The organism is Bradyrhizobium sp. S3.7.6, assembly GCF_054061875.1.
On the sequence record NZ_JBSSEQ010000001.1, the window covers coordinates 5,370,486 to 5,393,087 of the forward strand.

Annotated in this window: 36 protein-coding genes, 2 tRNA genes and 1 pseudogene; 17 read left to right on the forward strand and 22 right to left on the reverse strand. The window is 62.7% G+C overall.

Features of this window, described 5'->3' with window-relative positions; all coding sequences use genetic code 11:
- Positions 1–1,128, reverse strand: coding sequence for an isovaleryl-CoA dehydrogenase (locus tag ACVJ5M_RS26220; RefSeq protein WP_135213850.1), 1,128 nt, complete (start codon positions 1,126–1,128; stop codon positions 1–3).
- Positions 1,129–1,275: 147 nt separating this feature from the next.
- On the opposite strand from ACVJ5M_RS26220, the gene ACVJ5M_RS26225 reads away from it, so the two are divergent.
- Positions 1,276–2,304 (forward strand): AraC family transcriptional regulator, encoded by a 1,029-nt coding sequence (locus tag ACVJ5M_RS26225; protein WP_354099583.1) that lies wholly within the window; start codon positions 1,276–1,278, stop codon positions 2,302–2,304.
- 75 nt (positions 2,305–2,379) lie between these two features.
- Here ACVJ5M_RS26225 and ACVJ5M_RS26230 read toward each other — a convergent pair whose 3' ends face one another.
- The 3 genes from ACVJ5M_RS26230 to ACVJ5M_RS26240 all read right to left on the reverse strand — a co-directional run bounded on the left by ACVJ5M_RS26230 (position 2,380) and on the right by ACVJ5M_RS26240 (position 4,028).
- Complete coding sequence (locus ACVJ5M_RS26230) at positions 2,380–2,679, reverse strand: DUF3551 domain-containing protein (protein ID WP_354097801.1); 300 nt, start codon at positions 2,677–2,679, stop codon at positions 2,380–2,382.
- 240 nt (positions 2,680–2,919) lie between these two features.
- Positions 2,920–3,411 carry an Lrp/AsnC family transcriptional regulator gene (locus tag ACVJ5M_RS26235; protein ID WP_063983448.1) on the reverse strand — a complete coding sequence of 164 codons (492 nt, stop codon included), beginning with the start codon at positions 3,409–3,411 and terminating at the stop codon, positions 2,920–2,922.
- Positions 3,412–3,722: 311 nt separating this feature from the next.
- On the reverse strand, positions 3,723–4,028 hold the full coding sequence (locus tag ACVJ5M_RS26240; RefSeq protein ID WP_014495449.1) for an ETC complex I subunit: 306 nt from the start codon (positions 4,026–4,028) through the stop codon (positions 3,723–3,725).
- Positions 4,029–4,287: 259 nt separating this feature from the next.
- On the opposite strand from ACVJ5M_RS26240, the gene ACVJ5M_RS26245 reads away from it, so the two are divergent.
- Entirely contained in the window at positions 4,288–5,469 is a 1,182-nt protein-coding gene (locus ACVJ5M_RS26245; protein WP_354097800.1) for an OpgC domain-containing protein, read from the forward strand.
- A 65-nt stretch (positions 5,470–5,534) separates the two neighbouring features.
- Here the strand turns inward: ACVJ5M_RS26245 and ACVJ5M_RS26250 are convergent, their stop codons facing one another.
- Positions 5,535–5,726 (reverse strand): hypothetical protein, encoded by a 192-nt coding sequence (locus ACVJ5M_RS26250; protein WP_354097799.1) that lies wholly within the window; start codon positions 5,724–5,726, stop codon positions 5,535–5,537.
- A 304-nt stretch (positions 5,727–6,030) separates the two neighbouring features.
- Here ACVJ5M_RS26250 and ACVJ5M_RS26255 point away from each other — a divergent pair, with 304 nt between their 5' ends.
- The gene (locus ACVJ5M_RS26255; protein WP_166341408.1) at positions 6,031–6,198 is read left to right on the forward strand and encodes a hypothetical protein; all 168 of its coding nucleotides are present in this window, start codon (positions 6,031–6,033) and stop codon (positions 6,196–6,198) included.
- 578 nt (positions 6,199–6,776) lie between these two features.
- Positions 6,777–6,938, forward strand: coding sequence for an RNA-binding protein (locus ACVJ5M_RS26260; protein WP_223153565.1), 162 nt, complete (start codon positions 6,777–6,779; stop codon positions 6,936–6,938).
- A 150-nt stretch (positions 6,939–7,088) separates the two neighbouring features.
- Here the strand turns inward: ACVJ5M_RS26260 and ACVJ5M_RS26265 are convergent.
- The 4 genes from ACVJ5M_RS26265 to ACVJ5M_RS26280 all read right to left on the reverse strand — a co-directional run bounded on the left by ACVJ5M_RS26265 (position 7,089) and on the right by ACVJ5M_RS26280 (position 9,457).
- A tRNA-Pro gene (locus tag ACVJ5M_RS26265) sits at positions 7,089–7,165 on the reverse strand.
- Between the two features lie 92 nt (positions 7,166–7,257).
- Positions 7,258–7,740, reverse strand: a complete 483-nt coding sequence (locus ACVJ5M_RS26270) for a DUF192 domain-containing protein (protein ID WP_038959501.1) — start codon at positions 7,738–7,740, stop codon at positions 7,258–7,260.
- 123 nt (positions 7,741–7,863) lie between these two features.
- Positions 7,864–8,496: a cold-shock protein gene (locus tag ACVJ5M_RS26275; RefSeq protein WP_028150990.1), complete on the reverse strand. Its 633-nt coding sequence runs from the start codon at positions 8,494–8,496 to the stop codon at positions 7,864–7,866.
- Positions 8,497–8,695: 199 nt separating this feature from the next.
- A complete protein-coding gene (locus ACVJ5M_RS26280; RefSeq protein WP_354097798.1) occupies positions 8,696–9,457 on the reverse strand; it encodes an SIR2 family NAD-dependent protein deacylase in 762 nt (253 codons plus the stop codon).
- 284 nt (positions 9,458–9,741) lie between these two features.
- On the opposite strand from ACVJ5M_RS26280, the gene ACVJ5M_RS26285 reads away from it, so the two are divergent.
- Positions 9,742–9,906 (forward strand): hypothetical protein, encoded by a 165-nt coding sequence (locus ACVJ5M_RS26285; RefSeq protein WP_166096472.1) that lies wholly within the window; start codon positions 9,742–9,744, stop codon positions 9,904–9,906.
- A 69-nt stretch (positions 9,907–9,975) separates the two neighbouring features.
- Here the strand turns inward: ACVJ5M_RS26285 and ACVJ5M_RS26290 are convergent, their stop codons facing one another.
- Complete coding sequence (locus ACVJ5M_RS26290) at positions 9,976–10,260, reverse strand: hypothetical protein (RefSeq protein ID WP_354097797.1); 285 nt, start codon at positions 10,258–10,260, stop codon at positions 9,976–9,978.
- Between the two features lie 259 nt (positions 10,261–10,519).
- Between ACVJ5M_RS26290 and ACVJ5M_RS26295 the strand changes: the two genes are divergently transcribed.
- Both ACVJ5M_RS26295 and ACVJ5M_RS26300 read left to right on the forward strand, forming a co-directional pair.
- Positions 10,520–10,786: a hypothetical protein gene (locus ACVJ5M_RS26295; RefSeq protein WP_175627352.1), complete on the forward strand. Its 267-nt coding sequence runs from the start codon at positions 10,520–10,522 to the stop codon at positions 10,784–10,786.
- A gap of 78 nt (positions 10,787–10,864) precedes the next feature.
- Complete coding sequence (locus ACVJ5M_RS26300; RefSeq protein ID WP_085965803.1) at positions 10,865–10,990, forward strand: hypothetical protein; 126 nt, start codon at positions 10,865–10,867, stop codon at positions 10,988–10,990.
- Here ACVJ5M_RS26300 and ACVJ5M_RS26305 read toward each other — a convergent pair.
- The 3 genes from ACVJ5M_RS26305 to ACVJ5M_RS26315 form a co-directional block, all read right to left on the reverse strand.
- Positions 10,987–11,184 carry a hypothetical protein gene (locus tag ACVJ5M_RS26305; protein ID WP_248883244.1) on the reverse strand — a complete coding sequence of 66 codons (198 nt, stop codon included), beginning with the start codon at positions 11,182–11,184 and terminating at the stop codon, positions 10,987–10,989. The genes ACVJ5M_RS26300 and ACVJ5M_RS26305 overlap by 4 nt on opposite strands.
- A 353-nt stretch (positions 11,185–11,537) precedes the next feature.
- Entirely contained in the window at positions 11,538–11,666 is a 129-nt protein-coding gene (locus ACVJ5M_RS26310) for a hypothetical protein (protein ID WP_256461575.1), read from the reverse strand.
- Between the two features lie 288 nt (positions 11,667–11,954).
- The gene (locus tag ACVJ5M_RS26315) at positions 11,955–12,092 is read right to left on the reverse strand and encodes a hypothetical protein (RefSeq protein WP_014495463.1); all 138 of its coding nucleotides are present in this window, start codon (positions 12,090–12,092) and stop codon (positions 11,955–11,957) included.
- A 342-nt stretch (positions 12,093–12,434) separates the two neighbouring features.
- On the opposite strand from ACVJ5M_RS26315, the gene ACVJ5M_RS26320 reads away from it, so the two are divergent.
- A complete protein-coding gene (locus ACVJ5M_RS26320; protein WP_354097796.1) occupies positions 12,435–12,662 on the forward strand; it encodes a hypothetical protein in 228 nt (75 codons plus the stop codon).
- Positions 12,663–12,957: 295 nt separating this feature from the next.
- Here ACVJ5M_RS26320 and ACVJ5M_RS26325 read toward each other — a convergent pair whose 3' ends face one another.
- A complete protein-coding gene (locus ACVJ5M_RS26325) occupies positions 12,958–13,134 on the reverse strand; it encodes a DUF2934 domain-containing protein (RefSeq protein WP_084795141.1) in 177 nt (58 codons plus the stop codon).
- 140 nt (positions 13,135–13,274) lie between these two features.
- Complete coding sequence (locus tag ACVJ5M_RS26330) at positions 13,275–13,571, reverse strand: HU family DNA-binding protein (RefSeq protein ID WP_071914190.1); 297 nt, start codon at positions 13,569–13,571, stop codon at positions 13,275–13,277.
- A gap of 350 nt (positions 13,572–13,921) precedes the next feature.
- Here ACVJ5M_RS26330 and ACVJ5M_RS26335 point away from each other — a divergent pair, with 350 nt between their 5' ends.
- The 3 genes from ACVJ5M_RS26335 (at position 13,922) to ACVJ5M_RS26345 (ending at position 15,151) form a co-directional block, all read left to right on the forward strand.
- Positions 13,922–14,416, forward strand: a complete 495-nt coding sequence (locus tag ACVJ5M_RS26335) for a hypothetical protein (RefSeq protein ID WP_354097795.1) — start codon at positions 13,922–13,924, stop codon at positions 14,414–14,416.
- A 163-nt stretch (positions 14,417–14,579) separates the two neighbouring features.
- A complete protein-coding gene (locus tag ACVJ5M_RS26340) occupies positions 14,580–14,882 on the forward strand; it encodes a hypothetical protein (RefSeq protein WP_028150997.1) in 303 nt (100 codons plus the stop codon).
- A 92-nt stretch (positions 14,883–14,974) separates the two neighbouring features.
- Positions 14,975–15,151: a hypothetical protein gene (locus ACVJ5M_RS26345; RefSeq protein WP_014495468.1), complete on the forward strand. Its 177-nt coding sequence runs from the start codon at positions 14,975–14,977 to the stop codon at positions 15,149–15,151.
- A 467-nt stretch (positions 15,152–15,618) separates the two neighbouring features.
- Here the strand turns inward: ACVJ5M_RS26345 and ACVJ5M_RS26350 are convergent, their stop codons facing one another.
- The gene (locus tag ACVJ5M_RS26350; RefSeq protein WP_456679427.1) at positions 15,619–16,098 is read right to left on the reverse strand and encodes a hypothetical protein; all 480 of its coding nucleotides are present in this window, start codon (positions 16,096–16,098) and stop codon (positions 15,619–15,621) included.
- A gap of 240 nt (positions 16,099–16,338) precedes the next feature.
- Between ACVJ5M_RS26350 and ACVJ5M_RS26355 the strand changes: the two genes are divergently transcribed.
- Positions 16,339–16,524, forward strand: coding sequence for a hypothetical protein (locus ACVJ5M_RS26355; protein ID WP_028151001.1), 186 nt, complete (start codon positions 16,339–16,341; stop codon positions 16,522–16,524).
- A gap of 362 nt (positions 16,525–16,886) precedes the next feature.
- Here the strand turns inward: ACVJ5M_RS26355 and ACVJ5M_RS26360 are convergent, their stop codons facing one another.
- Together ACVJ5M_RS26360 and ACVJ5M_RS26365 are read right to left on the reverse strand one after the other, a co-directional pair.
- Positions 16,887–17,609, reverse strand: coding sequence for a hypothetical protein (locus ACVJ5M_RS26360; RefSeq protein WP_354097792.1), 723 nt, complete (start codon positions 17,607–17,609; stop codon positions 16,887–16,889).
- Positions 17,606–17,812: a hypothetical protein gene (locus tag ACVJ5M_RS26365; protein ID WP_028151003.1), complete on the reverse strand. Its 207-nt coding sequence runs from the start codon at positions 17,810–17,812 to the stop codon at positions 17,606–17,608. The genes ACVJ5M_RS26360 and ACVJ5M_RS26365 overlap by 4 nt, the downstream gene beginning before the upstream one ends.
- A gap of 302 nt (positions 17,813–18,114) precedes the next feature.
- On the opposite strand from ACVJ5M_RS26365, the gene ACVJ5M_RS26370 reads away from it, so the two are divergent.
- Positions 18,115–18,567, forward strand: a complete 453-nt coding sequence (locus ACVJ5M_RS26370) for a VOC family protein (protein ID WP_014495478.1) — start codon at positions 18,115–18,117, stop codon at positions 18,565–18,567.
- Positions 18,568–18,908: 341 nt separating this feature from the next.
- Positions 18,909–19,548: pseudogene (locus tag ACVJ5M_RS26375) on the forward strand (glutathione S-transferase family protein).
- A gap of 132 nt (positions 19,549–19,680) precedes the next feature.
- Here ACVJ5M_RS26375 and ACVJ5M_RS26380 read toward each other — a convergent pair.
- The 3 genes from ACVJ5M_RS26380 to ACVJ5M_RS26390 are packed head-to-tail and all read right to left on the reverse strand — an operon-like array spanning position 19,681 to position 20,411.
- Positions 19,681–19,848, reverse strand: coding sequence for a hypothetical protein (locus tag ACVJ5M_RS26380; RefSeq protein ID WP_014495480.1), 168 nt, complete (start codon positions 19,846–19,848; stop codon positions 19,681–19,683).
- Between the two features lie 6 nt (positions 19,849–19,854).
- Entirely contained in the window at positions 19,855–20,100 is a 246-nt protein-coding gene (locus ACVJ5M_RS26385) for a hypothetical protein (protein WP_354097790.1), read from the reverse strand.
- 56 nt (positions 20,101–20,156) lie between these two features.
- A complete protein-coding gene (locus ACVJ5M_RS26390; protein ID WP_063983468.1) occupies positions 20,157–20,411 on the reverse strand; it encodes a PilZ domain-containing protein in 255 nt (84 codons plus the stop codon).
- A gap of 224 nt (positions 20,412–20,635) precedes the next feature.
- On the opposite strand from ACVJ5M_RS26390, the gene ACVJ5M_RS26395 reads away from it, so the two are divergent.
- Both ACVJ5M_RS26395 and ACVJ5M_RS26400 read left to right on the forward strand, forming a co-directional pair.
- Positions 20,636–20,710 (forward strand) — tRNA-Glu (locus ACVJ5M_RS26395).
- Positions 20,711–20,812: 102 nt separating this feature from the next.
- A complete protein-coding gene (locus ACVJ5M_RS26400; RefSeq protein WP_256461574.1) occupies positions 20,813–20,947 on the forward strand; it encodes a hypothetical protein in 135 nt (44 codons plus the stop codon).
- Positions 20,948–21,158: 211 nt separating this feature from the next.
- Here the strand turns inward: ACVJ5M_RS26400 and ACVJ5M_RS26405 are convergent, their stop codons facing one another.
- A complete protein-coding gene (locus ACVJ5M_RS26405) occupies positions 21,159–21,455 on the reverse strand; it encodes a hypothetical protein (protein ID WP_225005074.1) in 297 nt (98 codons plus the stop codon).
- On the opposite strand from ACVJ5M_RS26405, the gene ACVJ5M_RS26410 reads away from it, so the two are divergent.
- Positions 21,454–21,684: a photosystem reaction center subunit H gene (locus tag ACVJ5M_RS26410; RefSeq protein WP_081369264.1), complete on the forward strand. Its 231-nt coding sequence runs from the start codon at positions 21,454–21,456 to the stop codon at positions 21,682–21,684. The genes ACVJ5M_RS26405 and ACVJ5M_RS26410 overlap by 2 nt on opposite strands.
- Positions 21,685–22,602 lie beyond the last annotated feature (918 nt).

The following is a 22,602-nucleotide window of genomic DNA, read 5'->3' on the forward strand; positions in this document are numbered from 1 at the left end:
TCAGGCCGTCTCGGACATCAGCTCGCGGCCGATCAGCATGCGACGCACCTCCGAGGTGCCGGCGCCGATCTCGTAGAGTTTTGCGTCGCGCCAGAGACGTCCGACCGGAAATTCGGAGGTATAGCCGACGCCGCCCAGCGCCTGGATCGCCTCGCCGGCCATCCACGTCGCCTTCTCCGCGGAATAGAGGATCGCGGCCGCCGCATCCTTGCGCAGCGTGCGGGCGTGGTCGGCGCGGTCGCAAGCGCGCCCGACCGCATAGACATAGGCGCGCGCCGACTGCCAGGTCGCATACATGTCGGCGAGCTTGCCCTGCATCAGCTGGAAGTCGCCGATCGGCTGGCCGAACTGTTTTCGTTCGTGCATGTAGGGCACCACGGCGTCCATGCAGGCCGCCATGATCCCGAGCGGGCCGCCCGACAGCACTGTGCGCTCATAATCGAGGCCGGACATCAGCACCTTGACGCCCTCGCCCACCTTGCCGAGCACGTTCTCTTCCGGCACCTCGCACTCGTCAAAGAACAAGGGATAGGTGTTGGAGCCGCGCATGCCGAGCTTGTCGAGATGCTGGCCGTGGGTGAAACCCTTGAAGCCCTTTTCGATCAGGAAGGCGGTCATACCGCGCGGGCCCGCCTCCGGATCGGTCTTGGCGTAGACGACCAGCACGTCGGCGTCGCCGCCATTGGTGATCCACATCTTCGAGCCGTTGAGCACGTAACGGTCGCCGCGCTTGTCGGCGCGCAGCTTCATCGAAACGACGTCGGAGCCCGCGCCGGGCTCGGACATCGCGAGCGCGCCGACATATTCGCCGGAGATCAGCTTTGGCAGATAGCGCGCGCGCTGCGCGTCGTTGCCGTTGCGGCGGATCTGGTTGACGCAGAGGTTGGAATGCGCGCCGTAGGACAGCCCCACGGCGGCCGAGCCCCGCGAAATCTCCTCCATGGCGACGATATGGGCGAGATAGCCCATGCTGGAGCCGCCATATTGCTCCGGCGCGGTCATGCCGAGCAGGCCGAGGTCGCCAAAGCGCTTCCAGAGGTCGGCCGGGAACAGATTGGCCTTCTCGATCTCGGCGGCGCGCGGGGCGATCTCCGCCTCCACGAAGGCGCGCAGCGTGTCGCGCAGCATGCTGATGTCTTCGCCCAGATCGAAATCGATGCTCGGGATGTTCAAGGCGATTCCTCCGTATTCTTGTCGGGTCCGAACCTACCCCCGCCCGGGCGTCCCAGCGGTCGAAAAGGTTGCATTTTCCGCCAAGTTTGGCGAGGATTTTTCATGCCCTTTCAAGCCGCGACCGCGACGCCCCGCCGCGCCATGACCCCAGCCGCCTTCGTCCGCGGCGTGGTTGCCGCTTATGCCCTTTACGGACGGGATCCGGTCGAAGCCTTGGGCAAGGGGCAGGTCACCGAGGACCTTGTTCGATCCCGGGACGGACGGGTGACGGCGGCCCAGTTCGAGGCGCTGGCCGGCCATGCCATGCGCGAGCTCGACGACGAGGCGCTCGGCTGGTTCTCGCGCCGGCTGCCTTGGGGAACCTATGGCATGCTGTGCCGCGCCTCGATCACCGCCCCCAATCTCGAAGTCGCGTTAAAACGCTGGTGCCGGCATCATCGCCTGCTGACCGAGGACGTGCTGTTCGAGCTCTCGCTTGGTGATGAGACCGCGACCATCTCCATTCGCGAGCAGCGCGACCTTGGCCCGTTGCGTGAATTCTGCCTGGTCACCCTGCTCCGCTATGTTCTCGGCTTCTCCTGCTGGGCCGTCGATTCCGCGATCGCGCTGCGTGCGGCCGAGTTTCCCTATTCCGAGCCGGGCCACGTCTCGGTCTATCCGACGATCTTTTGCAGGCATTTGAGCTTTGATGCGGACGGCGCCCGCATCGTCTTCGACAAGCATTATCTCTCTCTGCCGCTGACCCGCAGCCCCGCCGATCTCGACAGCATGCTCAAGGGCGCGCTGCGGCTCACAGTGCTGCCCTACCGGCGCGACCGGCTGCTGGTCGAGCGCGTCCGCCGCGTGCTGCGCAATGCACGCGGACGCATTCTCGGCGCCGAGGATGTCGCAAGCGAGCTGGCGCTCTCCACCCGCACCATGCATCGGCGCCTGCGCGAGGAAGCGACCTCGCTGCGCGATCTCAAGGAAGAGGCAAAGTTCGAGCTCGCCAAGCAGGAACTGATGCGCGGCCGCGCCCCCATCAAGCGGATCGCGGAGATCGCCGGCTTCCGCAACGAGAAGAGCTTTTCGCGCGCCTTCCGCACCTGGACCGGCGCTAGCCCGCGCGAATTTCGCGACCGGTATCGCTGAGGCCTGCAAACAAGCACGGCCTCCGCGATCGAACGCAGAGGCCGCACCATTTACGCCGGAATTGGCGATCGTGACTTAGTTCGAGGACGCATCCTTGCGCGGATGAGCCTTGGTACGCGACTGCGGCTGCTTCGGCTGGAAGGCGAGCGCATCGTTGCTGGTCTTCGCGCCGGCGGCCTGCGAGCACATGCCGCCGATACCGCCGGAAGCCGCCCGGCAGGCTTCCATCGTCGGATAGCCGCAGCCGTGAGCGGCCTGGGCGCCGTTGGTGATGCAATAATCGTCGGCCTTCGCAGTCGGCGCCGACAGAACAAAAAACGCAGACGCAAACAGCGTCGCAGCAGAGGCTGCGATCGTCTTCGAAGTCGATGTCATGATGTCTTTTCCTGCTTAGGGTCCCACAAAAGCATCCCCGGCGTGCGACGCAGACCGAGGTTCACACCCTGCATCTAGGCAGCGCAAAGATGCCGACAATCACGGTTGCGCGCATTGCAGTCCTGCCTAAATCACATGTCACAGTTAGGTTAGTTACTAAGCTATTATAACTATCCGAATCGACTACACCGCGCGCAAGCGCCCCCGACTTCGGAACTTCAGTAGCGAGACTTGAACGCCCTATCCGACGGGTGCCGCCACTACATCCTGTAACGGCAGCGGCACATCCTTCGCGACGCCCAGCACCGGAAAGCTGCGGACGTTCTTCACGTCAGGCATCGCGGCGAAATGCAGCAGCTGCTGGCGCATGCTTTCGACGTTCGGCGCGACGCATTTCAGCAGGTAGTCGGTGTCGCCTGAAATCCGCCAGCACTGCTGGATGCGCGGGATCGCGGCAATCGAGCTCTCGAACGCCTCCAGCACCGGCTGGGCCTGGCTCACGAGCTGGATCGAGACGAACGAAACCACCTCATAGCCGAGCAGCCGCTCGTCGATGACGGCGCGGACCGCCCGGATCACGCCGCGGCTGAACAGCAATTTCAACCGCCGCAGGCAATTGGGCGCGGACACGCCGACCCGCAGCGCCAGCTCGTTGTTGCGCACCCGCCCGTCCTGCTGCAGCTCGGAGAGTATCTTCAGATCGATGCCGTCGAGCTGGTCACGCCCGGCCATCCCCCACCTCGCCATGATCCCGTCATGACGTCAGCGAAGCACGCGGCGGAATCGCTGCCAAGGGGCCGGAGCCCGGCGCAACAGCTGGTCCGTGGATCGGGATCATCGGACGCGACGTCATGTCTGCGGGCGGGGTACCCCCGCCGTCATGCCAGGGCTTGTCGCGGCCATCCGCGCTCTTTCACTCGGCCCCAAAGACGTCGATGCCCGGGCCTTCGCCTCGCCGAAGCGGCTTCGGCCGCGCAGGCGGGACAAGGCCCAAGCATGACGAGTAAATCACGTCGTATGAAGTCGGAGCAGCCAGCCGCCCCTCAATGCGTCCAGGGCTCGCCGCGCCGGAACGAGAAATTGTCGGCATAGGCGACCGGGCGGCGGATCGAATCCTGCGGCTCGATCACCTGGTAGGCGATGCCCTTGCGCTCGCAATAGGCGACCGCCTCTTCCTTGCTGTGGAAGCGCAGCGTGATCTGCTGCTTCATGTCGCCGGACGAGGTCCATCCCATCAGCGGCTCGACCGAACGCGGCTGCTCCGGCTCGTAATCCAGCTGCCATTCCTTGGTCTTGGACCGGCCGGATTGCATCGCGTTCTTGGCGGGCTTGAAAATGCGTGCGGTCATGGGTGGTCCGGGCCTCTTGGTCTTTTCGTTCGATTTCGATGCGTCACGGTAGCAGTTGGTGGAAACCGCGGGCATAGTATAGAGACACCTTTTGGGAACTGATCGGTGATTCCGGTCCCCCCGGGGGTGCGTTGCCGACGGGTATAGTCATTATGCTGCACCGTGACAATTGCGTACCCGCCTTCCGCGCCGGGATCCCGCCCGGCGGCCCTGTCTCGCCGACACCAGCGTATCCGCCCCCTCCGAAAGCTTCCGTCGCATGGCCTTCCTGAACATCAACGCCACGCTTCCCGAAAAGGGCCGTGACCTCAGGCTCGACCTGTTTCGCGGCATCGCGAACTGGGCGATCTTCCTCGACCATATCCCCGACAACGTGGTGAACTGGATCACAACGCGCAACTACGGCTTTTCCGACGCCGCCGACCTGTTCGTCTTCATCTCAGGCTACACCGCTTCCTTCGTCTATGCGCGAATGATGCTCGAGCGCGGCTTCATCGTCGGCGCCACGCGGCTGACCAAGCGGGTCTGGCAGCTCTACGTCGCCCACATCATCCTGTTCGTGATCTACATCGCCTCGATCAGCTATCTGGCGCTGCGGTTCGGCGATTCCGACATGATCAACGAGTTCAACGTCGCCGGCCTCGTCGACAACGCCACCGAGACATTGCGCCAGGGCCTGTTTCTGCGCTTCAAGCCGCTCAATCTCGACGTGCTGCCGCTCTACATCGTGCTGATGGGGCTGTTTCCGCCGGTGCTGTGGTTCATGCTGCGCAAGCCCGACCTGACGATGGCGCTGTCCATCGTGCTGTGGCTCGCCGCCCGCCATTATGGACTGAACCTGACCGCCTATCCGGCCGGCCAGTGGTACTTCAACCCGTATGCTTGGCAGGTGCTGTTCGTGTTCGGCGCCTGGTGCGCGATGGGCGGCGCCCGGCGTTCGGGAGCCGTGATCAATTCGCCGATCACGCTGTGGCTTTGCCTCGGCTATCTCGCCTTCGCGCTGGTTATGACCATGGCCGGCCGCTTCCCTACCCTCGGCGGCATGTTCCCGGGATGGCTGTTCTCGGCCTTCAACCCCAACGACAAGACCAACCTTGCGCCCTACCGCTTCCTCCATTTCGTCGTGATCGTGATCCTGGTGATCCGCTTCGTGCCGAAGGACTGGCCTGGTCTGGAGTGGAAGGTGTTCGATCCCTTGATCGTCTGCGGCCAGCAGTCGCTCGCCGTGTTCTGCGTCGGCGTGTTCCTGTCCTTCGTCGGCCATTTCGAGCTGTCGATGAGCTCGGGCTCGCTGTTCGCGCAGATCTTCGTCAGCATCGCCGGCATCGCGATCATGACGACGGTGGCCTATTACATTTCCTGGTCGAAAAAGCAGGACAAGCCGTTGAAGCCGCCGCCGCCCAAGGCTGCGGCCGCCGCCTCGCCCGCAAAGGCGGCCTAGAGCCATTTCCGTTCCGATGAAATCGGAACGGGGCGCTAGCTTCTAGTAGCGGCAGCGGAGCCGGCTCAGGCCGCTTCGCTGTCGTACTCGGTGAACTTCTTGTAGATCCAGTCGCGGCCGTCGTGGCGGCGCCAGACCTTTCCATAGACGAGCTGCCCGTTGATCGAGCGGCGCGGCACGATCACGGTCCAGAGGTGCCAGATCACGGTCCAGCTCGACTGCGGATGGACGGTTCGGACGTTGCGATCGAAAGACATGACGCAAAACTCACAAGATATGAGCGCCGCGACGAACTGTGACCTGTGTGACCACCGATTGCAGGCACCCCATCGCGAGCCTTGCCGACCTGATATCAGCCAGGAATGTGGCTGCAACGACCACTCGGCCTTAACCTAACTGGTCAACCTTACCCCTCGTGGGTACCCGCCAAGACCCGTTGAAAGCCGGCGCCGATCTTTCTATGATGCGTGCACAATTTGAGAATGAGCGCGCCGTTTTGGACGCGTGGCAATTGCGAACGGATTTTCATTTTTCAAATGACTTGCTGACTGGGGCACCACAATGAATATGCAATGTGGACGTTTGCGCCTGGCGGTGTGCTCGGTGCCGCCTGCGCCGCGCATCAAGACAGTCAAGACATCCGTCTCTGAACCGCCGAAGGCGGCCAACGACAATCATCTGGCGTGGCCGTTCCTGCCGTTTCCGCTCGGCTGGTACGCGACGAACTGATCCCCGGAAATAGCGCGACGCCGCTCAAGCGGAATATCATCGCTTGGCGGCGTCCGTTTAGGCATTGGGCGCTGAAATCCCCAATGCCTATATGTCTATGGCGACAGCCAAAGGTTCGAAGCAATTTTGCGAATTCTGGGTCGGGCCGGCCGGCGCAATGCCTTGAAAAATCGCGCAGAAGTGGCGTTGAGTGAAGAACAAGCGCCTGGGCTTCAGGCAAGGCTTCAGGCAAGGTTCGCGCTCGCTTCAGGTCGCCATAGGCCCGCCTGCCCATCCCCCGCAATCGCGCTCGCTCAGATGCGCGACGGGCTCTGCGCTCCGGCGCTGAGCGTGCCCTGCGCGTTGTAGGTCTGTCGCTGCGGCGTGCAGTTCCCGCCTCTGCGGTCGCAACCAATCACCGCGCCATGAGTTGCAGGTTCTTCCCGTCTGTCCGGGGAAGCCGCATGGCTGCGATCCATGCCCGCGCGATGTACGGACGGTCATCTCGTCTCACGACCGTGTGAGCTGGAGCGCGGCCGGTGAATTTTCACGAGCGAGCAGAGACCAACGAACAGCAGGCCGCAAGCCAAGGGGATGCAGTGAGTCAAATCGATACGACCGAGAAGCTCTCGGGCACGCCGGAGACTGAAAGTTCGCTGTTCGCACTGTGCGGGCTTGGCGTCGCCGGAATCGCCATGCTGGGCTGGATCTGCGCCCTCGCCTGGATCGCCTGGCGCCTGGTCGATTGGCTGTTGTTCTGAAATTGAAACGCCGCCGGGACGCCGATGCACGCAAAAGCTGCAGCGGACGTAATTTCGCGGGGGTCGCCCCGCTGACCTGACGATCGGCAGCGGCAACGGGATGAGCGCGGCGCAATATCGAGAGAATTGAAGGAGCTTCAACCTCGGGACTGGTCGGGGCAGCTGGATTCGAACCAACGACCTGCAGTACCCAAAACTGCCGCGCTACCAGGCTGCGCTATACCCCGAATGTCCAGCGAGCCCCGTCGATACACGCTTCCCAAAGCGCCATCAAGCTTTCAAGCCGCCAGCAAGGCGGCAATAACCCCGCCGGGTCGCCCTACTTGGTGCCGAACAGCGGGTGGCCGACGCGGTCGCCGGGACGGATGCCGTATTTCTGCGCCGTTCCCGCTACCACCTCCAGCACGGCCCGCGCGGGGCCCTGGGACGAGATGATCTTGGTCGACAGCGGCTCGGTGTTTTCGGCGATGCGCAGGATGCGACCGTCGGCGCGGATGAAAATCATGTCGAGCGAGACGTAGGTGTTCTTCATCCACATCGACACTTCCTGCTCGGGCTTGAAGTCGAACAGCATGCCTTTGCCGTCGGCCAGTTCCTTGCGGTACATCAGCCCGGTCTGCTTCTCCTCCTCGGTCGTCGCCATTTCCACCGAGAACACCTGCACGCCGTTCCTGGTGACGATCTCGAGCGGCTGGAAGCTGGCGGCGCGCACCGGCGCGCTCCCGACGGCACAGCCGACGACGAGGATGGCGGCCAGCCAGCCCCTCGCAATGGACCAGACGGCCTTTCGGTCAAAATTCATGGGACGGTACTCAAGGGGGCGTGGGACTGGACCAGTCCTTACGCGGCGATCGAGACAAAAGCCAGAGGCGCGCCGGACGGCCTGCGCGCCTCTTGTCACGATTGCGGGAGTTGGCGATCGCCGCTAGTGCGACTGCAATCCCGGCGATCCGGTCTCGGGATGGATCTCGGCCGCCATCATGCCCTTGGAGCCGGGCCCGAAGCGGACCAGGACATATTGGCCGGGCCTGAGCTCGGTCATGCCGAAGCGGCGCAGCGTCTCCATGTGCACGAAGATGTCGGGCGTGCCCTCGCCGCAGGTCAGGAAGCCGAAGCCGCGCAGGCGGTTGAACCATTTGACCTGGGCTCGCTCCAGCCCGCTGGTCGCGGTGACCGTGACATGGGTGCGCGGCGGCAGCATCTGCGCCGGATGGATCGCGGTCGACTCGTCCATCGAGACCACGCGGAAGGCCTGGTAGCCCTTGGCGCGCTGGATGCACTCGACTACGATGCGGGCGCCCTCATAGGCGGTCTGGAAGCCGTCGCGTCTGAGCACGGTGACGTGCAGCAGCACGTCCGGCCAGCCATTGTCGGGAACGATGAAGCCGTAGCCCTTTGAAGCGTCGAACCATTTGATGACGCCGTGAACCTCGACGAGGTTGGCACTGCCTTCACCAAGTCCGCTGAACGGGCTTAGCGCGTTATCGCGACCGCCGCCGTGCTCGCCCACAGCGGGAACTCCGATCTTCTTGGACTCAAATCCGTCCGACGACCCCATAACCCCGGACCCCACACTGCCCATTGCAACCCGCCTCAGCGGCGGCGTCGAATCACGCGTCTTAAGAGAATGTTCTCAATTCGACGCGATGCGAATCTTTCGACTCAAAAGATAACACTCCCGGTTGCGGCGCATAGATAAAAAAATGATTCGCCGGAACCTATGAACAGCTTGCACAGCCGCGAATCAAATTGATGCCTCAATTTCCGACAAAGGGCCCGAGAGTCTCGCCGATGTCGTGGCGGATAACGAGGTCGGCGATGTCGTCCTGATCGGTCGGCTCGCGATTGATGATCACCAGACGTGCACCGGCGTTCTTCGCCATCATCGGAAAACCCGCCGCCGGCCACACCACGAGCGAGGAGCCGATCGCGATGAAGAGGTCGCAGGCTTGCGACAGCACGGTCGCGCGCTGCATTTCGTCGTCGGGCATCATCTGGCCGAACGAGATCGTCGCGGTCTTCACGGGCTCGTCGCACGCGGTGCAGTTGGGTGCGCCGCCGTCTTCGTCGAAACGGCGCTTCACCCAGTCGAGCTGATAGGCCTGCCCGCATCCGATGCAGCGCGCATAGGTGGTATTGCCGTGAAGCTCGATGACGTGCCCGGCGGCAAAGCCCGAAGCCTGGTGCAGATTGTCGATGTTCTGGGTGATGACGGCGGGAACCTTGGCGGCGCGGTAGAGCGAGGCGAGCGCGCGATGACCGCGGCCGGGCCTGGCCGCGGCAAAGACCGCCTCCATCGCAAAGCGGCGGCGCCAGGATTCGTCGCGAGCTTCCTGGCTGGCGACGAATTCGTCGAACGGGATCGGACGGTTGCGCGTCCAAATTCCCCCCGGTGAGCGGAAATCCGGGATGCCGCATTCGGTGGAGATGCCCGCGCCGGTGAACGGCACGATGGCCCTCGACTCGGCGATCATGTCGCCGAGTCGCTCCACGCCGCTGCGAAGATCCGATGCAATCACTCGCGGCCTCCGATGTTGGCCTTGCGCTGGCCGCACCATGCGCAAGCGACAAGATCGTTGACGCTGTTATCCACTGCCACGTGAGAATCGCGCAAGCGCGGTCGGCAATTTTTTCCGACCTTCGCTTATCACAATCCTGCAATGCCTCCTCCCCATTGACGCCCCAATCAGAAGCGCCAATGCATGTGTTAACGCGACTCAACGTGATTGCGGCGGCAGTGCGTGAGTTCGGCCGTGCACACATATTGGAGTGCACAGATACTGACGTGTAGAGGGGATTTGACATGACCGAAGACGAACAACGCAAAATCCGCGAACGCGAAGAGATCGCCGCCCGTGTCGCCGCCTTCCGTGCCACGCAGGAAAGATTCCAGCGCGAGCGCGAAGAGTATTTCGTGTCGACGCTCGACAATGCGCGCAAGGTGGAGCGGCCCTCGCTCTGGCCATAAAGGCACCTCCGATCGCGACGCATGAAAAAAGCCCGGAGCATCGCTCCGGGCTTTTCACTTGGTCAGCCGTTACCAGTGGCGGTAGTAGTGGCGCCGGGGGTAGTACGGCCCATCGCCGTAATAGGCATACGGGCCGGGGCTGTAATAGGCGGGCCCGCCATAATAGCCGTAGCCCGGACCATAGCCGTACGGATGGGACGCAGCGATCGCGCCCGCGGTGATCGCGCCGGCGGCGAGGCCGAATGCGAGGCCCGGGCCAATGCCGCGACCGCGCGCCTCTGCAGGCGCAGGCGCCGCAACCGCGGTCACGCCGACGGCCGCAACGGTGGCCAGAACTGCCAGTGTCTTCGTCATGACTCTCCTCCTTCGCGTCTTGCGGGGACAACGTCGCCGGCCCGCAATGGTTGCGCGCAGAAGTGGAACCCGGGCGGCAGAAAAATATCGGCACGAGCGGAACGAAAGCCGGTTCGGCGGATTGCATCTGCGAGTGCGGAAGCCTCCGCTATCCGGTTGAGGCGACAGCACGATGCCCCGTCAGCATCTCCGCGATGCTGGCGGGGTTTTTGGTTTCACGGAAAGAAGTTTCACGGACAGAAAATGGCGGCAGACATCAATGGCTGCCAACGGGACGGATGCCGAGGAGGACACATTGCCGCTATCCGCTTTGCTGGGGCGCATCCGCAGGCTCGTTCCCAAATCGCGCGACCAGCATTACGACGAGATCGTCCGCAACTTCGGTGTCGGCGCGCTGCGCCCGCCGCCGACGCCGATGAGCGACGGCGAGCTGGCGCGGGCCATCGCCGAGTTCCTCAAGGAGCAGCCCTCGAGCGCGTCCGTTGCGACCCTCGGCCGGCGGCTGGACCCCTCTTCTCCGCTGTAAGCGGGTTTGTTTCTGGCGAGCACGGAACAAATGTTTCCCGCGTACGTTGAACCCTCTTCACGCAAGAAGGGACCCGACATGCCCGCGTGGCTTGAAGTTCTGCTCAACCTGTCCGGCTATGCCGGCTTCGTCGCGCTCGCGCGCCGCGGCACCGCGTGCCCTGGCCATTCCGCCGACGACCGCACCTATGGTGACGAGCGCTAATTGGTGTGGGGCGCCTGGCCTGCCGTGCGCACCAGCCGGTCGGCTTTGACCGCGACGCGCGTGTCCTCGAGCTGCGGCCGCAGCGAGAAGCTGATCACCACGAAGGCGAGGCAGAACAGCGAGCCGACGACGGCGACGCGCCGGTAGGTGTGGCGGTCGCCCTGATAAAAGGATGGTTCTGAAAAAGGTGTCATGCAAACTTGCTTCTGGGCAAAGTCGTTTCTTGTCCTTGCCAGACACCTATCCCAAACAGCGGCAAGCGCAACGCGATTGGGGTTTTAACCTAACCGAATAGGGTTATCGGCTTTCCCGCAAATCTTCGTTAGGAGTTTGCGCAAGGCTTGAGACATCTGCCCTCGAGATCCCGGCGCGCCGCTTCAGACCGTCTCCGCACCAAAACTCCTGAACCGGTACGGCTTTGTTCCAGCTTCGCCTGCATTTCGTTCTCGAAGAACGAATCGGAATCGAAAAAATCGGCACGGAGCAACTCTTAACAAGTGGTGCGGATCGTCGCGAAAGCGAACGTGCGATCGCAGCGAAGGCACCATCACTCCATGTCGTCTCGCTTCAGTGGCGGCGGCACCTGCGGCACCGAGGGCCTGCCTTTGCGCAGCCGCTTGTGCCTGTCGGACCAGAACACTTTGACGATCTCGGCGAGAAACCAGCACGCATCCATGTCGCTCTCCTTCGCCTCATTCCGTAACGAGGACACGAGGGCGGGACCGTGCGAAGCATCACGCTCACGCGCGGCGAGAAGGACTGTCCCGCATCGACACAGAAGGCACGCCTTGTTCTGCATCCGACTCCATTTCGTTCGCAAAGAACGAATCGGAGTCGAGCAAATCGGCGCGGCGCGACTCCTAACGATCGATGAAGGCGCGCGCCGTCACGGCTTCATCGGCAAGATTTTCAACGGCAGACGAGATCGCGCTTACTGGGTCGCGTCGTGGCCCGCCGGCGCGCCTCACGCCGCTCGCTTGGCGTTGGCCTTCTCGGAAAAACATTCGAGGATCTGGATGCGGAGCTCTTCGGCGGCCGGCCCCTCGACCTTCCTCAGCTGATTCCAGAGCCTGATCACTTCGCGCTGTTTCTCGATGGTCATGAGTCACCTCCAACGTGATGACCAACTAGAACAAAATGAGAACAACAAGTCCAGCCCCTCGCACGCGATTTCCCACGCACATCGCCTCAAGCCTTGCCGGCGCTGCGCCCCCCTGAAAGCTGGGGATTTCCGCGCCCGGCCACTGGCAGCGCCGCCTGACGAACATGCGCCGTCGCCACGGCGGGTTGCTTTTTGGATTTTCAACCTTAAGTTCGAGGCGCTGGCGGCCAGGCGCTGAAATCCCAACGCCGCCGGCCAAGAGAGCCCCGTGCGCAAGCGCGGGGTTTTTCTTTTGGGAACGCGCCGTCGCCCTCGCCGTTAGCCATTCCGGAGCGAGGGACCGTGACCAGGAAATTTTACGCCGTCGAAGTGGTTCGTCAGATCGAGGAGACCGTGGAGATCATGGTCGAGGCCCCTGACGAGACCACGGCGCACGATGCGGCGCTTGCGCACCTGAAGGCGCGCGGCTCCGAATATCAGTGGCTCAATCCCAAATGCGAATTCATCGTCTGGCGCGAGCGCCAGATCGATCCGCCGGCGATCATCGATGTGTCGGTGCCGACGGAGTAGCGGCCGGAACGAATGTCCCCGCCCCGCGTTGTCAGGTCGAATTCAGTGGTGCTGGCGGCTGTGCGACGCGGCCGTCCAGCTTTGAGAAGCCCCGGTCCCCAACGCCGGGGTTTTTCTTTGCGGCGCGCTCGAACAACAGAGCAGCAAACAACAAAGCAGCCACACGGGCGTTACACCGGGTGGCTGCTTTGACGACTGTCAGCTTCGCGCAAGATTCCGTCGCCGTCATCTCAACCGCCGAACGCCGGACAACGTTCCGGCGCGCGACAAATTTCCGTGCGGCCTTTGTTGACCGTCAGACCGGCAAATTGTCGTTCAGCCCCGGCGGGACTTCGCCTTGCGCGGCCCGCTCGGCGAGGAGCAACTTTTCGGCCTCATACCAGAAGGTGTCCATCCTCCCCGCGGGCTCGCCGGCTTCCCGCCAGAGATGATAGGCGCGGTCCCGGATCTGTTCCTCGCTCAGACTGGCCATGTGACGTCTCCCTTTGGGAAGCAAAGCCTGACGACGCCCGAGAGTTCCTTGTCCGTGTCCGGCACACCAGCCGGCTGTCGTTGCGGCGCTCCGCGACAGCGAGCCGCCGCGACGATGTCGCGGGTCGCTTAGCGAGCCCCTTAGACGGAGTCCTTGGCCACCTTCAGCGGCGAGGCCTTCACCGACTTGCTCGCCGGCTTCGCCGCAAACTGCATCGGCTCCTTGGTGAAGGGGTTGACGCCCATGCGGGCTTCGGTCGCCGGCTTGTTCACGACCGACATCTTGGCGAAGCCGGGAATGACGAACTCGCCGGACTCGTTGAGCTCCTTGTAGCCGACCGTCGCCATGTACTCGATGACCGACTTCACGTCGTTCTTCGACAGCTGCGTGCCCTCGGCAATTGCATCAATCAATTGAGTTTTCGTCATCTTCGCCATGTCTGAATTCCTTTTGTGCGGGTGAGCAGATCCTGCTCAGGACGCGGCTGAACCACGCAAGTGTGATGCCGATTCACGCCGGAGGTCATGAAGTCACGGGGCTTAGAACCCATTGAGGCCCAAAACACAAGCATGGCTTCGGCTGGGGTTCCACCCTTTCCCGCGAAAGTGTCGCAGCATGCGCCGCGTTGGCTTTGAACCATTCTGCCGCTGGCGCGTCTAACTAATTGAAGTCCCCAAGCTTCACCCCCATCAGAGAGCCCCGCTTCCCCCAGGCGGGGCTTTCGCTTTTGGAGGCCTGATGGAGCGCGCCGGCTGTTATATGGTCGGATGTTTCTCGTGAGGGGCTGATGAAGATTGCCATTGTTATCGCCGGCCTGATCGTCGTTGCGGTCGCCGCCCTGGTCGCCATCCAGCCGGAGTTTTTGAAGCCTGCGTCTCTGGCACAGGTCAAGAAGTCCGACATCTTCGGCTTTTCGCCCGGGATGACATTCGAGGAGACCAACAAGCTCGTCACGCAACGTCACTACCGCTGCCGACAGGGTCGAGGTTCGTACATCCTCGAATGCGAAATCAACGGCGCCAAGGTCACGGTCTATAATGACGACGTCGACGCCAGCCACCCCATCCGGCGCGTCCATGCTGAGTTGAACAATCCGGGACCGCAGGACGCGGCCGTCAAATCGATCTCCGACCAGTTCAACGCCCAGCCGACCAGGGACGCCCGCGACGGATGGACGTGGATCGTCGGCCGTGGGCTCAAGCTGAGCTACGACGGCCGTGCCTTGAAGCTCGTGGACGAGGCCGGGGATGACAGGCTTCGCAACGACGAAGCCAAGCGCTAGGCGCGCTGCGCTGAAATGAGCGGACCGTCACCGCAACCCGGTTATCCCCAGCCAACGCGTCACCTCGTCGTGAAACCTGCGGTCCGGCACGCCTTGTTGAGACTTCGGTAACCTAACCCATCCACTCTCCCCGCCAGTATCGTTGCGTTGGAGTAAACCCACAGTGCTGAATTTTGACGAGCTGCGTGAACTCGCGGCTGATGTTCGCGTGTTTGTTGACATCGCCGAGGACAAGGCTGAAGCGCTCAAGGCCGTCATCGCGGCCTACGACGTGGTGCTGGCGATCTTCCCCTCGCAGGAAGGCATGGGCCTCCACGTCATCAAGGGCAAAGAGATCCTGGACAGAATCGCGAACTCAAGGACCCATGCGATCTACAGCCACACGGCGATTGCGGTTCCCGACCTCGAGCATGCGCAGATGCTCAAATATCTGACGGCACCTGTCGAACGACGGATTGCTGCGTAGCGGCTCACGGCAAGCGCATCCTCACGATGACCGGCGGATAGGAACGGTTGGCTCTCCCGCACATTGATCCATCTCCAGATGAGGAGATTGCAATGAGCGTTGAAGGTAAAGCCAAGGAAGCCGCTGGCTACGTCAAGGAAGAGCTGTACGAGCACGGCAAGTCGCCCGAGAGCCAGAAGAAGGCTCAGGAGGGTCGCGACCTCAGGAACGAAGGCCGCGTCGAAGACGGCAAGCCGCCGAAGACAACGAAGCCCGGCACCGGTCACTAGACTGACTTTTTGAGAACCGCCCCTGGCTCGTGTCAGGGGCGGCTTTTCATGTGCGCTCCTGCCCCGGACGCAGCGCTCCTGGCGATGCGAAGCATGGTCCAACAGCGACGAACACGCTGCGGCTACGTCCCGTCTCGCAAGTCCGTGGTCGCGAAGTGACATCCAAACGCCACCAGGACCAAAGCAAACGTCGCGCCGAGCAGAATTCGCAGAGTCGATCCCATCTCCTGGCTCACATACCGGACATCGTGCCGGTGCGCGTAGCGTTCAGGATGCGCGGCATCAGGCTGCTGGGGTGAGACAGTCAAAAGCGCCAGCCACGCGACGGTCCCGCAAATCGCAGCAACCCTCGCAATGTTTCCGAGCCTTTGAAGCCAGCGCTTCATGCCGCCCTCATCATGGCGTGGATCTCCGCTACGCCCTTGTTCGGATCAGCCTTCATAAGCTCCAGGAGGTCGCCGCGCGTCTCAAGTCTTCGGCCTGGCCAGCAGCCTGAGAGCGCTGAGAACGATGAGAACGGCGAAAGCACCGAGAGCGTAGGTGAGTGCATTCACGACCCAGGATATGGCGATCCCTGCGAAGCTGGAGCCTCCGACCGCTCCCCAGAACAAATACGCCGCGGTGATGCCGGGCCATTCCAGCGAAAGAAAAGCGAAGTCGGTCAGCGGCTCGATGGCGAGGAGCACCGACGAGATGAGCGCCCCGATGGCCAATGCGATGATGAGGTTTGCCTTCACGGAGAGCATCAAAACCCCAGCAGCCCGGCGAGAACCGGAATGAGGAAATAGGCGGCGAGCCCGAGAAGGCCGCCCACGACAAGGCGTGCAGCGCGGGCCGTGAATCTTCGTATCGAGCCACGCACAAACGGCCACCGCAGCCCGTCTCAGCCAGTCACCGACGAGGATTCTGACGAGATCAAACAGGAGTTCTGCAAAGAAAGCGGCCATGGCGTTTAGTCGCCCTACCTCTGGCGGGGTTCAACCGCCGCGGGTTGGCCATTGAGGGCGCCGGTTCGATAGGTTGCTGGCGAGGTCACTGCTCGACACTCGTAAACAGCCATCATCGCCGAGGAACGGGCCGATCGGGGCTGGATTGGTTTTCCGTCACCGTGAGTGATGCCGATGCGGATTGACGAAAAGCCGGCCGAGGCGGGTTCTCATTTAAGAGAATTCCCTGCATAGTGCGGCATGGCCAAAGCAAAAGTGACCTTCAAAACCGTCCGCCTCTCAGACAGCGACTGGAAGATACTGGCGGACTACCCCGACCACGAACAGCGCGAAATCACCGGATTCGCCAGCAAGGCAGATGCCGACGACTGGATCAACGGCGATCGCAAGATCGCATGGCTCCGTTCCCAGGGTTACGCCAAGTGAGCTAGCCAAGTGACGTAGCCGTCGCGCGCACGTCGCGATCCCCCTTTTTGATGTTGCAGCCGCATCGTGTCATGTCCTCGCGCGGACAGACGGTCACGCATGCGCGGCTCACGCCTTGCGTTAGGACCCGCTAGCGTCCCCTGCAGCCAAAAGGAGTAAATTCAACCGTGGTCAATCAAGGGGAGATCGTCATATTGCCGGACCAGATCCCCTGGGGCCCGGTCGACGCGCGTGGCGCAAGTGCCATTGGCTTGCTTTCGCCGAAGGTGGTGGAGAAGCTGGGGTATATGATGGGGCTGGTGCGGGAGCGAGCGTGACTCGTTCGCATCCGTCGCGAAGCGCGAACGCTGCTCGCAGCCACTTCAATTCGTCGTGGTCTTGCCGCCGCGCATGCACACGAGCTTGTCCTCACCAAATCCGAGAATGAGCCAAGCGGTCTCATCGAAACCGTCTGCGAGCTTTCCCTCGTGAGAATACACGATCCGAGCAGCTTCCGACTTCGACGGCGGTCCCAACGCCGTGATTACCTCCTGACGCGACATACCTAAATGCAGCTTGCTGTCGAGGACGACGGGCGAGAACTTTTCCGGGATGATGGCGCAATCGGCCGAGGCCCCGGCGTCTTTCTCGGTGAGCTCTTCAACGATCTCCGTGACGAGATGGTCCGGGCCGCCCATCTCTCCGCTGGACACCACCCATAATCGATGCTGCGCGCGCCGATAACACAGCCAATAGATGCTATCTCCAGCGTCGCCTTGGTGTCGGATGGTCCCTTCGCCCACGGCTTCGCGAACCGCGCCGAGTCGCGTCTCTTCGAAGCGGCCGGCGAATGCGCCTAGCGAAAAGCGGGTCGCCAATCTCTTCACGACTGTCGGCGGCACGCGCTCGAACGCATGTTCGTCGACTGGGGGCGGCGGTGTCTGCGCGGAGCAGTCGTCCGCGGGGATCGCGAAAAGGAGAAGGAGCAAGAAGAGCGTCTTTCGACCATCAACTCCGAATTGCCTATATATTTCTCGCCTCAGCAGGTCGCGCCTAGGCGTCGAGAGTGCGGGCATCAGTTTCTGGGTGTCGGACACGTCAGTCACCCCAGCTTCCCTTCATTGATCTTGTGCGCAACCTCGCCAACAGAGCTGCCAACGATGACGGCGGTCACGATTGGCCAAAAACCCGCCACCATGACGATAGCGCCCCAACGCATGTCTTCGCCGGGCCGTCTGTAGCCATCGTTGATGCCGCCGAGGATCAACCAGATCAGGCAGCCAATTGCATATCGCTTGAACCATTTCACGGCGAAATACCTTCCAGATATGGGCATTAGTGACCGTGACATTGAGGATGGTTCATCGGCAGGACCGGGCTTGCTCATTGACGAGAAGCGCTGAATTCCGCTGACAGCGCATTGAACTCATCTGCGTGTCCCGGCTGACGCTACGGCTTGTCCGTCCATGCGGAATTGGCTGACCGCACCCACCGTCTCTCCCTCACGCAGATGTGCCTGCGCCCCCTGCCCCTCCTCCCACTTTCCTGCTATCTCCTGTCCCCGCCGTTCCGGCCCAAACCAAAACACCTCCGTATCAGGGAGCAACAACCATGCGATACCTCCACACCATGCTGCGCGTGCGCAATCTCGATGTCGCGCTGAAGTTTTACCAGGATGCGCTGGGACTGAAGGAGGTGCGGCGGATCGAGAACGACAAGGGGCGCTTCACGCTCGTCTTCCTGTGCTCGGCGGACGATCTCGAGGCGCTGAAGAAGCAGCCGCAAACGCGCGGCGCGCCGCTGGTCGAGCTCACTTACAATTGGGACGAGGAGAAGTATGGCGAGGATCGCTTCTTCGGCCATCTCGCCTATGAGGTCGACGATATCTACGCAACCTGCGCGCAGCTGATGAAGGCCGGCGTCACCATCAACCGTCCGCCGCGCGACGGCAACATGGCCTTCGTCCGCTCGCCGGATCTGCACTCGATCGAGCTGCTGCAGAAGGGCGAGCCGAAGGCGCCGGCCGAGCCGTGGTCGTCGATGCCGAATACCGGCCACTGGTAGGGCCGCGACGCAGGAACTAGCCCTCGCTACCCGTGTTGTCCCTCCGACATAACTATTGGAGGAGGACGCAATGGGACGAGGACTGTTGCTGTGGATGCTTGGCGTGCCGATCCCGGTGATCATTCTGTTGTGGCTGTTCTTCGGCCACTGATCATCGGGCTCGATTTGCCGGGTTCGATTTGCCAGGCTCAACTTGCTAGGTTCAACTTGCCAAGTTTGGCTTGCAATGAAAGCTCCGCCGACGGCGGAGCTTTTTGCATGAGGGGCGCGCCGCAATCGCCGTCGCTCCCGCCAGGGAATTCCGCTATCACGCGCGCCAAAGCGAAACGCGGGAGGACTTCATGCCGGACACCAAGCGGACGATCTGGGGCCGCGCCAACTCGGTCAACGTGCAGAAGGTGCTGTGGTGCCTCGCCGAGCTCGACCTGCCCTATGAGCGCATCGACGCCGGCATGAGTTTCGGCAAGACCCGCGAGCCCGACTATCTCGCGATGAATCCCAATGCGCGGATCCCGACGCTGGTCGAGGGCGACTTCGTGCTGTGGGAATCCAACTCCATCATGCGCTATCTCTGCCTCGCGCATGGCCGCGGCACGCCGATCTATCCCGAGGCAGCGAAGCTGCGCACCAGCGTCGACCGCTGGCTCGACTGGACGCTGTCGATGGTGCAGCCGGTCGACCGCCCGGTGTTCTGGGGCATCGTGCGCACGGCCCCCGCCGAGCGCGACATGATCCAGGTGCAGCGGGATGCCGATGCCGCCGCCGAGGTCTGGGCCATCGCCGACCGCCTGCTCTCAACGCACCGCTTCATGGACGGCGACCAGTTCACGCTGGCCGACATCGCGATCGGCGCCTATGCGCGGCGCTGGCTGGGCGTCGAAGGCATCACCCGTCCGGCGCAACCGCATTTGACCCGCCTGGCTCGCCGAGCTCGGTAAACGACCCGGGTTTGCACAGTTTGTCGCACCGCCGATGTCCTGAACCGGTAGCGCGGCGTAAGCTGCGCTGAGCGCGCGATGAATCGTCGTCACGGCGCACGCATCAAGCGTCGCGCCGGGAGTTGACGACTACTGTGCATGGGGTTGTTTTCGTAGTTTTTGTTTGGGGCGGTGCCTAGCGCCAGCCGCGCTCGACCAGCAGCACGCAGATGATCAGCACCAGTGTCACGGCGGCGGTGGCGAGCTTGGCCGTCCAGCTCAGGCCGCGGCCGACCCACAACAGCAGGGCGCAATACATCACGAAGGGGACGATGATGTCGGGCCGCATGAGATCGGGCGGCATCCGGCTTCAGCGCCTGACCGTGGTCTCGACGCTGACCGAGCCGCCGATCTTCACGCAAGTGCCCGTGCTCTCGACCATGACGAAGCGCGGGCCATAGGCGGCGCAGGAGCCGGCCTTCGCCGTGCCGCCCGCGCCTTTCAGCGGCAGAGCCTTGCCGGCCTGCGGCCCCTCGGCTGGCGGAAGGCGCAGCGCCTCGGCCGCGGCCGCGGAGGTGGCCAGCAACGGGATGAGGATGAGGAGCGGCGCGCGCATGCAGCCGTTTTAGCCCGGACCGGCGCCGCGCGCCATCCGGGTCGCCTCGGCCGGGATCAGATGAACTTGACGCCGGCCGATTTGCCGCGACGCCAGATCACCTGGCAGCTCCGCCCGGTGCGGGCGTCACGCGCGAACGCCATCCGGATCACGCCCGGGAGCTGGCTCGCGTCCTCGTCCAGCGTGATCTTTGCGCCGGTATCGGAGATGTCCTGGACCAGGCAATGCCGCGCCGCGAATCCGCCATCGAGCGTGATCCAGGCGTGCCGCGACAGCGATTTGCGGGCTGCGCGCTTCTTGGGCTGGGGCATGGACAAATTTCTCCGGTTCCAGCGCTAGCTCACGGGGCCTAAGAAACCGTTGAAATCGCCCCCGAATGTCACGGGGGTGGAGGCTATCCACCGGTGCCAAAAGACCGTTCCCGAACGGCTTGCCCACGGCGCCAAAGGCCACTATACGTTCGCCCGCTGCAGCCGCCGGGCGCGACTCGGGTGGCCGGCGGCCATGTCGTGAAAAGCGGCGGGGCCTTGTGTTTGCTCCCTTCGTCTATCGGTTAGGACGCCACCCTTTCACGGTGGAGAGAGCGGTTCGATTCCGCTAGGGAGCGCCAACAAATCAATCACTTACTGCCCTGCCCTACCGCCTTGTCCAACACATGGCCAATATACGCGTGTGGACTCGTACACAGCGCCGGGTCGCGGAGCTGCGCGAAATGGAGCGCCTTTGCTCGGATTGGGCGGACGATGACGATCTCGTTCTCGCGCGCGACGGACTGAACGCGCTGGCGGCCGACTACCGCGCCGCTGCGGACGCGATGGTTCCCTCTGGTGCTGTTTGGGACCTTTAGGGCGCGGTGAGCGTTGAGGCGTTAGCACCGGGGCAGGATCGCGAACCCCGGAGTTCGGATCATGAGCACGATCCCTGTGGACCTCGAAAGAAAGTTCGAACATCGGTGGGCCGCCAGATTGGCGCGGCCCATTCCGCCGGCTCCATTTGCGCGCCCTGCCTGTCCGAGGTGCAAGGCCCAGATGATGCTCGTCAGCATCGAGCCAAAAAGCCTAAGCGTGGACCTGCACATGTTTCGCTGCGCTGTCTGCAATCACGCACTTACGACCTTCGCAGCGCATGAAGATCCCATGCATTCCAATGGCCGCTGGCTTCAAGGCGATTTGCACCCACCAAAGTAACCCGCGCTGCAAGTCGTGACCGAAAGCGAGACGCCGCGGCTGCCGGAAGGTTTCAGGGTCGAGCTCGACAAGGACGGTTGGCGGCACTGACTCGCGCGAAGCGGCGATGGCCTCGATGCATCTGCCGCGCTGACTGATCTTCACTAATCCGCCGGCCGCGTAGGGCATGACCATGTCCGATGACTGGACCAAACGAGCGACGAACATCCTTCGAGAACTTCATGCTGCCGAGACGGAGCTAATCGGCAGGGGTGTTATCCTGACCGACGGTAAGGCGGGGACGGTTGATCACGTCTTCCTTGACGAGGTGCACGGGCTCCGGATCTCGATCGGTGGCCACGACGGCAAGTGGCCGATTTCGACTCTGAAGCTTCTAGACTCCGGTTTCGCCAGATAGCTTGTCCGCCCGGTCACCGTCCGCGGTGATCACTCGGTGACCGGGCGCCCAGCGCGGACTTCGAAGGCCTGCTCGCCGGTGCCTGGCCGAGTAAGCCAGTCACGGTTTACCTGGAGTGGCAGCCATGATGCAGAACGTTGTAGCCGGATGCGTCGCAGTGGCTTTGATTATCCTGGCCTTGATTGGCTTCGCCCAAACGCACCATGAATGTTGGCACGGGCACGTGCTCCTAACCCATGAGCCCTGCGGATCCGTCAGCCCTTCAATATAAGAACAACCATTTTCCGCTGATCTAGGCGCGGGACCAAAGCCCTGCCGCTCGTGAAGTTCTGCCAGCACAGGTAAGCTTGCGGACGACTCAGCGCGAAAGCCCCCCTACCGCCCGGTAACCGCCTTCTGGCGCGCAGCGTTCAGGTCTGCCTTTGTCTGTGCAGTTGCGGCACTCGCGGGCTCTCGATTTGGGGGCGGCTCATTGAGGTCTCGGGCCCACGGCGCGCCAGATCGAGCAACTGACTTCGGAGCGGCATGTTCTGAGCTGGAGCAGGCAGAGACGAGAGAGACGACAACAAGGGACATCCCCGTCCGGCCCAACGTTTGAGTGATCCTGTTCATCAGGCAATCAACTTCTGGCGCGGCCTTACTGTTGGCGCCTGCGATCCGCTCTAGCATCGAAATAGATGACCACCGCGAATGTGGCGCCTAGAGCCAAAACGCTGACACAGCCGGTAATCAACGCCACCGCCATCATAGCTGGATCAGTATTTCTACGGCGTCAGGGCTGGGCAATTCACGAATGATTAGCGCATGCAACAAGGCTGGGGCCCGCCAGCGTGAACCGGCGGGGCCTTTGCTTTTCCACACCCACGATGCGCAGTAGCCCGCGTTCGTTCCGCGGCCCAAGGGATTGATAATTTGACT

What these genes read in the sequence shown, in the direction of transcription:
- ACVJ5M_RS26220 (WP_135213850.1), bottom strand. Translation starts at nt 1,128, where the DNA reads ATGCTGCGCGACACGCTGCGCGCCTTCGTGGAGGCGGAGATCGCCCCG.
- ACVJ5M_RS26225 (WP_354099583.1), top strand. Translation starts at nt 1,276, where the DNA reads ATGCCCTTTCAAGCCGCGACCGCGACGCCCCGCCGCGCCATGACCCCA.
- ACVJ5M_RS26230 (WP_354097801.1), bottom strand. Translation starts at nt 2,679, where the DNA reads ATGACATCGACTTCGAAGACGATCGCAGCCTCTGCTGCGACGCTGTTT.
- ACVJ5M_RS26235 (WP_063983448.1), bottom strand. Translation starts at nt 3,411, where the DNA reads ATGGCCGGGCGTGACCAGCTCGACGGCATCGATCTGAAGATACTCTCC.
- ACVJ5M_RS26240 (WP_014495449.1), bottom strand. Translation starts at nt 4,028, where the DNA reads ATGACCGCACGCATTTTCAAGCCCGCCAAGAACGCGATGCAATCCGGC.
- ACVJ5M_RS26245 (WP_354097800.1), top strand. Translation starts at nt 4,288, where the DNA reads ATGGCCTTCCTGAACATCAACGCCACGCTTCCCGAAAAGGGCCGTGAC.
- ACVJ5M_RS26250 (WP_354097799.1), bottom strand. Translation starts at nt 5,726, where the DNA reads ATGTCTTTCGATCGCAACGTCCGAACCGTCCATCCGCAGTCGAGCTGG.
- ACVJ5M_RS26255 (WP_166341408.1), top strand. Translation starts at nt 6,031, where the DNA reads ATGAATATGCAATGTGGACGTTTGCGCCTGGCGGTGTGCTCGGTGCCG.
- ACVJ5M_RS26270 (WP_038959501.1), bottom strand. Translation starts at nt 7,740, where the DNA reads ATGAATTTTGACCGAAAGGCCGTCTGGTCCATTGCGAGGGGCTGGCTG.
- ACVJ5M_RS26275 (WP_028150990.1), bottom strand. Translation starts at nt 8,496, where the DNA reads ATGGGGTCGTCGGACGGATTTGAGTCCAAGAAGATCGGAGTTCCCGCT.
- ACVJ5M_RS26285 (WP_166096472.1), top strand. Translation starts at nt 9,742, where the DNA reads ATGACCGAAGACGAACAACGCAAAATCCGCGAACGCGAAGAGATCGCC.
- ACVJ5M_RS26290 (WP_354097797.1), bottom strand. Translation starts at nt 10,260, where the DNA reads ATGACGAAGACACTGGCAGTTCTGGCCACCGTTGCGGCCGTCGGCGTG.
- ACVJ5M_RS26295 (WP_175627352.1), top strand. Translation starts at nt 10,520, where the DNA reads ATGGCTGCCAACGGGACGGATGCCGAGGAGGACACATTGCCGCTATCC.
- ACVJ5M_RS26300 (WP_085965803.1), top strand. Translation starts at nt 10,865, where the DNA reads ATGCCCGCGTGGCTTGAAGTTCTGCTCAACCTGTCCGGCTATGCCGGC.
- ACVJ5M_RS26305 (WP_248883244.1), bottom strand. Translation starts at nt 11,184, where the DNA reads ATGACACCTTTTTCAGAACCATCCTTTTATCAGGGCGACCGCCACACC.
- ACVJ5M_RS26310 (WP_256461575.1), bottom strand. Translation starts at nt 11,666, where the DNA reads ATGGATGCGTGCTGGTTTCTCGCCGAGATCGTCAAAGTGTTCTGGTCC.
- ACVJ5M_RS26315 (WP_014495463.1), bottom strand. Translation starts at nt 12,092, where the DNA reads ATGACCATCGAGAAACAGCGCGAAGTGATCAGGCTCTGGAATCAGCTG.
- ACVJ5M_RS26325 (WP_084795141.1), bottom strand. Translation starts at nt 13,134, where the DNA reads ATGGCCAGTCTGAGCGAGGAACAGATCCGGGACCGCGCCTATCATCTC.
- ACVJ5M_RS26330 (WP_071914190.1), bottom strand. Translation starts at nt 13,571, where the DNA reads ATGGCGAAGATGACGAAAACTCAATTGATTGATGCAATTGCCGAGGGC.
- ACVJ5M_RS26335 (WP_354097795.1), top strand. Translation starts at nt 13,922, where the DNA reads ATGAAGATTGCCATTGTTATCGCCGGCCTGATCGTCGTTGCGGTCGCC.
- ACVJ5M_RS26345 (WP_014495468.1), top strand. Translation starts at nt 14,975, where the DNA reads ATGAGCGTTGAAGGTAAAGCCAAGGAAGCCGCTGGCTACGTCAAGGAA.
- ACVJ5M_RS26350 (WP_456679427.1), bottom strand. Translation starts at nt 16,098, where the DNA reads ATGGCCGCTTTCTTTGCAGAACTCCTGTTTGATCTCGTCAGAATCCTC.
- ACVJ5M_RS26355 (WP_028151001.1), top strand. Translation starts at nt 16,339, where the DNA reads ATGGCCAAAGCAAAAGTGACCTTCAAAACCGTCCGCCTCTCAGACAGC.
- ACVJ5M_RS26370 (WP_014495478.1), top strand. Translation starts at nt 18,115, where the DNA reads ATGCGATACCTCCACACCATGCTGCGCGTGCGCAATCTCGATGTCGCG.
- ACVJ5M_RS26380 (WP_014495480.1), bottom strand. Translation starts at nt 19,848, where the DNA reads ATGCCGCCCGATCTCATGCGGCCCGACATCATCGTCCCCTTCGTGATG.
- ACVJ5M_RS26385 (WP_354097790.1), bottom strand. Translation starts at nt 20,100, where the DNA reads ATGCGCGCGCCGCTCCTCATCCTCATCCCGTTGCTGGCCACCTCCGCG.
- ACVJ5M_RS26390 (WP_063983468.1), bottom strand. Translation starts at nt 20,411, where the DNA reads ATGCCCCAGCCCAAGAAGCGCGCAGCCCGCAAATCGCTGTCGCGGCAC.
- ACVJ5M_RS26400 (WP_256461574.1), top strand. Translation starts at nt 20,813, where the DNA reads ATGGAGCGCCTTTGCTCGGATTGGGCGGACGATGACGATCTCGTTCTC.
- ACVJ5M_RS26410 (WP_081369264.1), top strand. Translation starts at nt 21,454, where the DNA reads ATGACCATGTCCGATGACTGGACCAAACGAGCGACGAACATCCTTCGA.
- ACVJ5M_RS26405 (WP_225005074.1), bottom strand. Translation starts at nt 21,455, where the DNA reads ATGCCCTACGCGGCCGGCGGATTAGTGAAGATCAGTCAGCGCGGCAGA.